The sequence below is a fragment of the Kitasatospora sp. NPDC088134 genome (genome assembly GCF_044741705.1).
GTDB lineage: Bacteria > Actinomycetota > Actinomycetes > Streptomycetales > Streptomycetaceae > Kitasatospora.
This window is the reverse complement of the sequence record NZ_JBIUTD010000001.1, coordinates 298,945-308,973: the sequence shown is the minus strand read 5'-3', so window position 1 is coordinate 308,973 and position 10,029 is coordinate 298,945. Positions and strand designations below refer to the sequence as shown.

The 10,029-nt window shown below is 75.9% G+C and carries 9 protein-coding genes; 6 read left to right on the top strand and 3 right to left on the bottom strand.

Going from position 1 to position 10,029, the window contains the following annotated elements:
* Positions 1–55 precede the first annotated feature (55 nt).
* On the bottom strand, positions 56–1,027 hold the full coding sequence (locus ACIOHG_RS01260) for a zinc-binding dehydrogenase (protein ID WP_400943924.1): 972 nt from the start codon (positions 1,025–1,027) through the stop codon (positions 56–58).
* A gap of 269 nt (positions 1,028–1,296) precedes the next feature.
* On the opposite strand from ACIOHG_RS01260, the gene ACIOHG_RS01255 reads away from it, so the two are divergent.
* Positions 1,297–2,478, top strand: coding sequence for a thioester reductase domain-containing protein (locus ACIOHG_RS01255; RefSeq protein WP_400943921.1), 1,182 nt, complete (start codon positions 1,297–1,299; stop codon positions 2,476–2,478).
* 134 nt (positions 2,479–2,612) lie between these two features.
* On the opposite strand, the gene ACIOHG_RS01250 is transcribed toward ACIOHG_RS01255, so the two are convergent.
* The gene (locus tag ACIOHG_RS01250; RefSeq protein WP_400943918.1) at positions 2,613–3,824 is read right to left on the bottom strand and encodes a hypothetical protein; all 1,212 of its coding nucleotides are present in this window, start codon (positions 3,822–3,824) and stop codon (positions 2,613–2,615) included.
* A gap of 120 nt (positions 3,825–3,944) precedes the next feature.
* Between ACIOHG_RS01250 and ACIOHG_RS01245 the strand changes: the two genes are divergently transcribed.
* Both ACIOHG_RS01245 and ACIOHG_RS01240 read left to right on the top strand, forming a co-directional pair.
* Positions 3,945–4,790 carry an MBL fold metallo-hydrolase gene (locus ACIOHG_RS01245; protein WP_400943915.1) on the top strand — a complete coding sequence of 282 codons (846 nt, stop codon included), beginning with the start codon at positions 3,945–3,947 and terminating at the stop codon, positions 4,788–4,790.
* 120 nt (positions 4,791–4,910) lie between these two features.
* Positions 4,911–6,194 carry a low temperature requirement protein A gene (locus ACIOHG_RS01240; RefSeq protein WP_400943912.1) on the top strand — a complete coding sequence of 428 codons (1,284 nt, stop codon included), beginning with the start codon at positions 4,911–4,913 and terminating at the stop codon, positions 6,192–6,194.
* Here ACIOHG_RS01240 and ACIOHG_RS01235 read toward each other — a convergent pair.
* Positions 6,142–6,777, bottom strand: coding sequence for a DUF2306 domain-containing protein (locus ACIOHG_RS01235; protein ID WP_400943909.1), 636 nt, complete (start codon positions 6,775–6,777; stop codon positions 6,142–6,144). The two genes, ACIOHG_RS01240 and ACIOHG_RS01235, sit on opposite strands and share 53 nt — an antisense overlap.
* A gap of 188 nt (positions 6,778–6,965) precedes the next feature.
* Between ACIOHG_RS01235 and ACIOHG_RS01230 the strand changes: the two genes are divergently transcribed.
* The 3 genes from ACIOHG_RS01230 (at position 6,966) to ACIOHG_RS01220 (ending at position 10,029) form a co-directional block, all read left to right on the top strand.
* Complete coding sequence (locus ACIOHG_RS01230; protein ID WP_400943906.1) at positions 6,966–8,183, top strand: sensor histidine kinase; 1,218 nt, start codon at positions 6,966–6,968, stop codon at positions 8,181–8,183.
* Positions 8,180–8,845 carry a response regulator gene (locus ACIOHG_RS01225; protein WP_400943903.1) on the top strand — a complete coding sequence of 222 codons (666 nt, stop codon included), beginning with the start codon at positions 8,180–8,182 and terminating at the stop codon, positions 8,843–8,845. Before ACIOHG_RS01230 ends, ACIOHG_RS01225 begins: the two co-directional genes overlap by 4 nt.
* 245 nt (positions 8,846–9,090) lie before the next feature.
* Entirely contained in the window at positions 9,091–10,029 is a 939-nt protein-coding gene (locus ACIOHG_RS01220; protein WP_400943900.1) for a hypothetical protein, read from the top strand.

Sequence of the window (10,029 nt, the reverse complement as noted above, 5' to 3'; positions counted from 1 at the left end):
CTTCTCCTGGGGTGGGTACGGGAGGACAGGGCCGTGGGTCCGGAGCCGGTCGGGGTCAGTCGGGGGTGAGGACGAGCTTTCCGCGCACCCGGCCCGCCAACAGGTCCGCCAGGGCGGTCGGTGCCTGTGCGAACGGCACCACCCGGTCCAGGCGCGGGCGGATGCCGGACTGCTGCATGAAGGCGAGGGTGGCGGCGAACTCCGCCCGGGTGGCGGCCATGGCGCCGGCGACGGTGATCTCCTCGTAGAAGATGCGGCTGAGATGGGCGGGCGGGTACCCGCCGGTGGTGACGCCGCCGACCACCACGGTGCCGCCCCGGCGCACCGACCGCAGGGAGTGCGCCCACGTCGCCCGGCCCACGCTGTCCACCACGAGGTCCACCGGTTCGCTCAGCGCGGCGCCGGGGGCGAGGACCTCGTGGGCGCCGATCTCCAGCGCGTAGCGGCGTTTGTCCTCGGTGCGGGCGGTGGCCAGCACGCGCAGTCCGGCCGCCCTGGCGAGGGTGATCAGTCCCGAGGCCAGGCCGCCGGCGCCGCCCTGGACCAGCACCCGGTGGCCGGGCCGGGCTCCGCCGCGGGTGAAGAGCATGTGGTAGGCGGACGCCCAGGCGCCGAACACGCACGCCGCCTCCGTCAGCGGCATCCCGTCCGGGACCGGCAGCAGGTTCTCGGTGGGGACGCAGACCTGGGCGGCGCAAGTTCCCTGGTGGACCTGGCCCATGACGCTGCGTTCGGAGGCGACCGTCTCGTCACCGGCCTCGGCGCGGCCGGGGAGCAGGCCGTAGAGCACGACCGGTCGGCCTGCGGCGTCGAAGCCCGCGGCATCGACCCCGAGGATCATCGGGAAGCAGGCGTCGTCGATGTTGGTGCCGCGCAGGGTGAACAGGTCGCGGTGGTTGAGTGCCGCCGCCGCGACCGTGAGCACCGTCCAGCCCGCAGGGGGCGGGCCGGGGTCGGGGCGCTCGCCGACCCGCAGCGCCGCCAGGGGGTCCTGGGGGCACGGCGCCTGGGCGTAGACCGCTCGCATCGCTCGTCTCCCTCGGTCGGGGCGTCCCGTGGCGGTGGTCCGCGGCGGGGTGTCGCGGCGGTGCGCCGGGGCCGTGGCTCGCACTCCTGCCGGTCCGCACCGCTCGCCCCAGACTGTGCGGCCCGCGGCGGGGTGGCAATGCCCCGTCCCGTGTGGCGGTACACGGCGTTGCCACCGGTGCGGGCTGCCCCCAGAGTCCTCGGCGGAGGGGACATGCGGACGGGACGCGCGGAGTGCGGGTTCGAAGTCGAAGTCGGAGGAGGAACGGCATGGAGGTCGGCGGCGCGGTCAACGGGATTCCTCCGGGCGATCTGGTGCTGGACGCGCGGATCGGCCCGGCCGGGGCGCGGCCGTGCGGGCCGGGGCCGCCGCGGCAGGTGCTGCTGACGGGGGCCACGGGCTTCCTCGGGGGCTACCTGCTGGCCCGGCTGCTGGCGACGGCCGGCACGACCGTGCACTGCCTGGTGCGGGGACGCACTCCCGAACGGGCGGCCGAAGCGCTCGACGGTCGACTGCGCGCCCACGGGATCGACCCGGCCGCCGTGCGGGGCCGCGTGGTCGCCGTGAGCGGCACGCTGTCGAAGCCGCTGCTGGGCTGGTCGGCCGACGCCTTCGCCGCGGCGGCCGAACGGATCGACACCGTTTACCACTGCGCGGCCTCGGTCAACCTGCTTGCCTCGTACGAGCAGTTGAGGACGGCCACCGTGCTGGGGACCGCCGAGGTGCTGCGGTTCGCCGCCACCCACCGCGTCAAACCGGTGCACTACATCTCCACGTTGGGGGTGCTCGCGCACGCGCTCGCGGCCGGTGGCGGGCGACGGCTCGCGGAGGACGATCCGCTTCCGCCGCCGGCCGGCCCGGGGTACTGCCGCGCGAAGTGGGTGGCAGAACTCCTGGTCCGCACGGCGGCCGCCCGCGGGCTGCCGGTCCGGATCCACCGGCCGGGGGCGATCCTGGGGGACGACAGCGGTGCCGCGGTGGCGACGACGGACTGGCTGATGCGGCTGACGGCGGCGAGCGTCCGGGTCGGGGCCGTCCCACGGCACGAGGCCGTGCTGCCGCTCGCCACCGCGGGGCACATAGCCGACGCGGTGGTTGCGCTGTCCTTGCAGGCGCCACCCGCCGACGGGCCGGTCTACCACACCGTCCAGCCGCAGCACCTGTCCTTCGCGGACTACTTCGCACTGGTGCGGACGCTGGGCCACGAACTCGCCGAAGAGCCGTACGACGTCTGGCTGGACCGGCTGGCCGCCGCCGAGAGCGACTCCGACACCGGGGAGGTGCGGCTCGCCCAGGCGGTGGAGCAGTGCTTTCCGGCCCGCCAGCACGGCGCGGCGGCGCGGATCGGCTCCGACGCCTTCCAGCGGGAGGTCGGGCGGCTGGGTCTGCCTCCGGCGCCCGCCATCGACGCAGAGCTGATCCGCGGCCAGCTGGACCGGCTGCTGCGGTAGGCGCACGGGGTCCGCCGCTCCGCACGGGGCGGCCACCGTCGACGGTGCGCGGCGGTGGCCGGACGCGACGGTGCCGGAGAACGATGTGGCCGGGGCCACGTCGGTGGGGCGGAGCGGTCCGGCGGTGGCCCGGGTCAGGTCCAGACGGGGCCGAGGTGGCCGGCGGCGAGGAGGGCGCGTTGGTAGGCGCGCATGGCTTCGGCGGGGGAGTCGAGACGGCGGTAGAGGGCGGCGGCGCGGTGCCATTCGCGGGCGAGTTGGGAGTGCCGTTGCCTGCGGGGGGCGAGGATCGCGGCGGCGGCCCCGACCTCGGCGGCGCAGCCCTCGGTGTCGCCGAGGGCGGCGAGGGCCTCGGCGAACACCAGGTGGGTGTCGGCCCGGACCAGGCTCTCGGAGCGCTGCGGACGGGCCAGCGCGGCGCGCAGGTGCGGGACGGCCCGGTCGGGGCGGCCGGCCCGGACCAGGATCTCGGCGACCTCGGTCTCGGTGTCCACCAGCCAGGCGCCCTGGCCGAGTTCGGTGAGTTCGGCGACCGCGCGCAGCAGCAGGTCGAGGGCTTCCCGCCAGCGTTCGGGGTGGGCGCGGGCGAGCATCCGGCCGTGGATGCCGCGGACGACGGCGAGGTGCCGGGGCAGGTCGGCCTCGCCGAACAGGGCGAGGGCCTGCGCGGAGAGTCGGCAGGCCTCCTCGGGGTGGCCGAGCAGGTGGGCGGTGAGCGAGGCGTTCCAGCGGACCGCGCCGCGGGCGGCGGGTTCGCCGAGCCGGTCGGCGATGGCACCGAGGGCGTTCAACAGGCGCCGGGAGCGCTGGAGTTCGCCGAGGTCGGCGAGTTCGCCGGCCAGCGTCACGCCGAGCCGGACGGCGGCGCCGTGCCAGGGGTGACGGGGAGCCCCGTACCCGGTGGAACCGAACCCGGCAGGACCCGGCCCGGAAGGATCGAACTCGAAGGGGCCGAACTCGGAAGGATCGAACTCGGAGGAGTTGGACTCGGAGGGGCCGAACTCGGCGAGCGCGGTCTCGGCGAACCGGACGGAGGCCGTGGTCTCGTCGCACAGGCCGAGGCAGCGGACCGCGCCGACGGCGTGCTCGGCGCGCTCCACGCTGCCGGGGGCGGCGCCGTCCCAGAGCGCCCGGTGCAGGTCGGCGGCCTGTGCGTCGTGGCCGAGCGCCTCCAGGGCGCGGGCCTCGCCGCTGCGGGCCCGGGGGCCGTCGACCTGCCGGAAGCTGTCGAGGGCTTCGGCGGGGGAGCCGTTGTTCAGGGCCAACTCGGCGAACGCCAGCAGCCGTTCGGACTCGACCTGGTCCGCCGGCGGGTCGTCCGGGCGCTGGTTCCCGTGGATCTCCATCGCGGTCAGCATAGCGTTGTGAAGTTCTGTCATATTCGACTTTACTAAACATCACAGAGACGCTAGCTTTCCTGCTCGACGGGCCAACGGGCCCGCCAACACCCCTGGGGGAGAAGCGACATGAGCACCACCACCGTCCACGTCCACACCGGCTCCGAAGCCGGCCTGTTCGTGAACTCCTACCTGCTGGAGACCGCCGAGGGCCTGGTGGTGATCGACACCAACCTGCTCAACACCGACATCGCCGGGCTGGTCGAGAAGATCGCCGGGTTCGAGCGGGCCGGCAAGCCACTGCTCGGCGTCTTCGTCACGCACGCCCACCCCGACCACTTCAACGGGGCGCACGCCCTGGTCGAGCGGTGGGACGTACCGGTGTACGCCACCGAGGCGGTGGCCGCGACGATCCGCGAGATCGCCGACGCCAAGCGGGCCCAGTGGGGCCCGGTCTACGGCGAGGAGTGGCCCGCCGTGACGGCCTACCCGACCGTCGAGCTGAAGGACGGCCAGCAGGTCGACCTCGGCGGGGCCGCCTTCACCGTCCGGCACGTCGGGCCCGCCGAGAGCCACGCCGACAGCGTGATCCTGGTCCGCCCGGCGACGGACGCCGCGCCGCTCGCCTTCATCGGCGACCTGGCCTTCCACGGCACCCACCCGTACACCGCGGACGGCCACGGCGCGCACTGGCTGGCGGCGCTGACCGAACTGGGTGCCGAACTCGCCGACGCCGCCGTGCTGTACCCCGGCCACGGCGAACCCGCCGGTGTCGAGGTGCTCGCCGCGCAGCGCCAGTACCTGCTGTTCTACCGGGAGGCCGTCCGCCGCTTGGCCGCCGGGCAGCCCGCGCTGACCGACCGGGCCCGGGAGGAACTCGACCGGGTGGTCCAGGACTACGCCCCGAACCTGCCGCTCGGCTGGATGATCGGCCTCGGCGCGGACGCCGTCGCCGCGGAGCTCGCCGCTTCCTGACGGATCGTCACTCGACGGGGAGGATGGGCGAGTTCACGCTCCCACCGCCCCGCCGGGCGACGCCCCACCACCCGTAGCCGCCCACTCCGTATCCGCCCGCTCCCGGGGAGGCCCGCCCGCATGTCGAACACCGCACCACCCGCACCCGGCACCGAAACCGGCGGTGCCGAAACCGTCGACACCGAAACCGTCGACACCGAAGCCGTGGGTGCCGAAGTCGTCGGCGCGGAGGTCGAACAGCGGGTCAGCTGGGCCGAGTTGTTCTTCGACCTGGTCTGGGTGTTCGCCATCACCCAGATCGCCGCCGCGCTCGCGGACACCACCACCCCGGGCGCGGTCGCCCGCACCCTGCTGCTGCTCGTGCCGCTCTGGTGGGGTTGGACGGGCGTCACCCTGCTCGGCAATCTGGCGGGGCCGGCCATCGACCGGACCGCGGGGCGGCTCACGCTGTTCGCGCTGTCGGGCTGCGGCCTGCTGATGGCCATCGCCGTGCCGCACGCGTACGGCGCGCAGCCGTGGGCGTTCGCCGGGGCGGGCGTGCTGCTGCGGCTGGTGCTGGCCGTGGCGATCCACCTCAAAACCCGCCCCCGGCTGGGGCGTTGGCACCCGTTCAGCGCCACCCTGCTGCTCGGCGGACCGCTGCTGCTGGCCGGCGCCGCGTGCGACGGCCCCGGCCGGACGGCGCTCTGGGCCGCCGCCGCGCTCGCCGACCTGGGCTGCTGGTCGCTGCTCGGCCGCCGCCTGGACGCCGTCCGGTTCGAGACCGGCCACCTGCCCGAGCGCTTCGGCCTGTTCGTCATCATCGCGCTCGGCGAGACGGTGGTCGCCGTCGGCGGCCAGGCCGCCCGCGCCCCGCTCGACCCGCCCGCCGCGACCGCCGTCGCGCTGGCCTTCGTGCTGATCGCCACCCTGTGGTGGACGTACTTCCACTACGGCGCGCCCGCCGCCCGGCACAGCATCCGGCACAGCCCGTCCACGGCGCGCACCGTGCGCGAGGTGTTCACCTACGCGCACGCCGGCTACGCCACCGCCGTGATCGGGGTCGCCGTCGGGCTGAAGAAACTGGTCGCGCACCCCTTCGACCACCCGCACGGCCCGCCCGCGCTGCTGCTCGCCCCGGGCGTCGCGCTCTACCTGTTCAGCTTCTGCTACGCCCGGCTGCGGATGTTCGGCGCCGTCGGCGTCCCCCGCCTGCTCGGCGCGCTGGCCTGCACCGCCCTGGCGGCGCTCGCCCCCGTCCTGCCCGGCGCGGCCACCGCGGCCCTGGCCACCGCGGTGCTGCTCGCCGTCAACGCCGCCGAAGCCTGGTACGTGGAGACCGGTCGCCCGCTGCCGCTGCTGCACCCGCCGGTCAGGCGGCGTTCGGGGTCCGCCGCAGCCGCCACTCCACGAAGGCGAGGTTGACCAGCCACGACCCCCACGCGGCCGACCCGTACGTCACTGCCTCGGACAGGCCCAGCACTGCGCCCAGCGGCAGCCAGATCCGCAGCGTCACCGCGGCGAAGATCAGCGCGTACGAGCGCAGCATCCAGCGGCGGTGCCGGGCGATCCGGCCCCGGCGGACCTCCCGGACGCCGAGGCCGGTGGTGATCAGGACCAGCACCGCCAGCGTCGCGAACCCGATCGGTGCGACCGGCGGGTGCATCGCGTACCGGGCCAGTACGAGCCCGCCGATGCTCAGTGCCAGGGCCGAGAGCGCGTACACCCGGCCGGTCCACCGGTGCACGGCCGGGCGGCGGGCCCGCAGCCCCGGCAGGAACTGCAGCGGGCCGATCGACAGCGCCACCACGGCCCCGCCGATGTGCAGCAGCAGCGGCGCCAGGTGCGCGGCGTAGACCAGCCGCTGGTCGTCGATGTAGTAGTCCGGGTCGAGCAGGAAGTAGCGCAGGGAGAACAGCGAGACCAGCAGGGCCAGGGTGGGGACGGCGATCCGGCCGGCCCGCCGCAGGCCGCCGGGCGCCGGGGCCGCGGTGTGATGGTGTGTCATGCTGCCGAAGCTACGGACCCGCCCGGTCCCCGGGCGTCCCCCCACCGGGGTCGCCGGACTACCCCCACGGGGGTACTCCGACACCGCCCGGCCCCCGGGTCACCCCGATTTCTCCCCGAGTTCGGGTGCGCCGCCGCCCCGTACTGGCTAGCCTCCACGCTGCACCCCACCAGCGAGGACCCGGCCCCATGCACCCCACCGCGACCACCACTGCTCCCGGTACCGCCCCGCGCCCCCGGCGCCCGGCGCTCGCCGCGCTGCTGCGCCCGCTGCCCGACCGGCTCGCCGACGGCGCGCCCGCCGCGGTGCTGTTCGCCGCGATGCTCGCCGAACGGTTCGGCGCCGCCGACCGGCTCGGCGCCCGCCTCCCGTACGCCCTCGCCCTGACGGTGCTGCTCGCCGCCGCCGTCGCGGGCCGTCGCCGCTTCCCGCTGACCTCCTACCTGATCGGCACCCTGGCCCTCGCCGTCGAGGCGCAGGCCGTGCTGCCCAGCCCGGTCTCGCCCTACGCCAACCTGTTCGGCGCGTGGGCGCTCGGCCGCTACGGCACCGCCCGGTGGACGCTGTGCGGCCCGCCGATCGTGGTGGTCGGCGTCGCCGGGTACTTCGTCGGCCAGGACACCGACGCGATCATGCCGGTCGGCGTCCTCGGGATCTGGCTCGCCGCCTGGTCCTTCGGCTGGGCCACCGCCCGCCGGATCGCCGCGCAGGCCACCGAACGGCGGCGCGCCCGCGAGGAGTTGCTCGCCGAGGAGCGGGCCCGGATCGCCCGCGAGGTGCACGACCTGGTCGGGCACTCGCTCAGCCTGATGCTGGTCCAGGCCGGGGCGGCCCGCCGCCTGCTCGACCGGGGAGACCGGGGCGACCGGGGCGACGAGCGCGACGAGCGCGACGAGCGCGGGACCGGGCGGGACCGCAGCCGCGAACTGCTCGCCGAACTCGAACAGACCGGCAACGACGCGCTGGGCGAACTCGACCGGGTGCTGGGCCTGTTGCGCGGACCCGCCCCGCAACGGCCGGACGCCGCACCGGCGTCCGACCCCGGACTCGCCGAACTCCCGCGCCTGGTCGGGCGGATGAACCGGGCCGGACTCCGGGTCACCCTGGCCCAGGACGCCCCGCCGCTGCCTGCCGACCAGGACCGCTGCGCCTACCGGGTGGTGCAGGAGGCGCTCACCAACTCGCTGCGGCACTCCGGGGCGCAGCACGCCGCCGTGCGGATCGCCCTGACCGGTGGCGGAGTCGAGGTGGAGGTTCGGGACGACGGCTCCGGACCGCCGCCCGGCCACCGCCCCGGCCGCGGCCTGACCGGCATCGCCGAACGCGCCGCCCGCCTGCACGGCACCGCCGAGCACGGCCCCGGACCCGACGGCGGCTTCCGGCTCCGCGTCACCCTCCCGCTGTGAGCGGCGGCCCGCGCCCGGTCCGGGTGCTGATCGCCGACGACGACCCGCTGCTGCGGACCGGGCTCGCCGTCGTCCTGGAGACCGCCGACGGCATCGAGGTGGTCGGCCGCGCCGAGGACGGGCTGCGCGCCGTCGAACTGGCCCGCGCCCTGCTGCCCGACGTCGTCCTGATGGACGTCCGGATGCCCGGCTGCGACGGCATCGAGGCGACCCGCCGACTGGCCGGGGTCGGCCCCCGGGTCCTGGTGCTGACGACCTTCCAGCACGACGCGTACGTGTGGGGCGCGCTGCGGGCCGGGGCCGCCGGGTTCCTGCTGAAGCGGGCCTCCCCGGAACGGCTCATCGACGCCGTGCACGCCGTCGCCGCCGGCGAGGCCGTGCTCGACCCGGCCGTCACCCGCGACCTGCTCGGCCACCTGCTGGCCGCCCAGCCCGCTGCCCCGCCGCCGGTGGAGGAGGGGCGGCTGGCGGCCCTCACGGCCCGCGAGCGGGAAGTGCTCCGACTGGCCGCCGAGGGGCACCCCAACGAGGAGATCGCGGCGCTGCTGCACCTGGCCGAGTCCACGGTGAAGACCCACGTCAAGCGCATCCTCGGCAAGCTCGGCGCCCGCAACCGCTCGCAGGCCGTCGCGGCGGCGTACCGGCACGGGCTGATGAGATGAGGGTGCGGGTTTGTGGCCCGACGCCCCTCGGCGCTGTCGGTGGGTTCCGGCGCACAGCCCCTCGGCGCCGCCGTTCCCCGGGCCCCCGACGGGGCCGTCTCGGCTGCTGGAGGGTTTTCGACGCCTCTCGGTGCCGCCGTTCCCCGGGTTCCTGGCGGGGCTCAGGCGGGGGCGTCCGGGTGGGGTGACACTCCGTCACTTGCGGGCTGTCGGTGCGTCGTGCGGTCGGGTCGTACATTGACCTGATGATCGGTGAAGAGGTGCGCTACGGCCGGGGGCCCTCCGGGGTGCGGCTGGCGGCGGAGGGGCGGTGGGACGAGCTGCTGGAGCGGTTCCGGCTGGCCAGGGCGTTGCATGATCCGCTGGCGGGGCCGCTCGGGCACCTGTTCGCGTACGGGGCTCCGGCCGGGCTCGGGGCCGGGCTGTTCGATCCGGCGGGCGGGGCGGCGACGCTCGCCGACCACGATGCCGGGCCGCTCTGGGAGGTGTTCGCCACCCGCCATCCGTGGCCGGTCCTGGACGCGCTGCCGCTGCCGCCCGCCGTGGCCCGGCTGGCCGCGCACACCAGGGTGCTGCTCGGGGAGGAACTGCCCGCCGGGGAGCGCGACGCGGTGGGCGTGCCGTACCGCCTGCAGCCCTGGGAGGAGGGCGGGTGGGAGCCGGACGCCCGGGTCCGCGAGTACCTGCCGGCCGGTGGCGCCCGCCGCGCCCTGCACCTGGTGCCGCCCGGCCGGGAGGGCCTGGCCACCGTCGAACTGCCGCACCCTGGAAAGCGGTTGACCGGACTGCCGGCCACCCGGCTACTGGCCGGCCTCGCCGACTGGACCACCGCCGTCTGCGTCCGGGGTCGGGCCGTGGACGCCGTCGCCCAGCTCGCCGGCGGGCCCGAAGTCACCGGTGGCGAGCTGCCGTTCGCCGCGCTCTACCCGGCCCTGGTGCACCTCGCCTCGGCCCGCCCGGACCGGGGCGCCGCCCAAGGGCGGCTCGCCGTCTGGCAGTTGCTGGCCGCGATGAACGGCGACGGCGCCCCGTCCCGGGCCGGGGCCCAGGCGCTGGTCGGCCGGCTGCGCTGCCTGGTGTGGAGCGAACCGGCCGACGAACTGCGCCACCTGCATCTCGCCCTCGAGGACCCGGCGACCGGTCTCGCCTGGGCCCTCTCCGGCACCACCGCAGAACCGGACTGA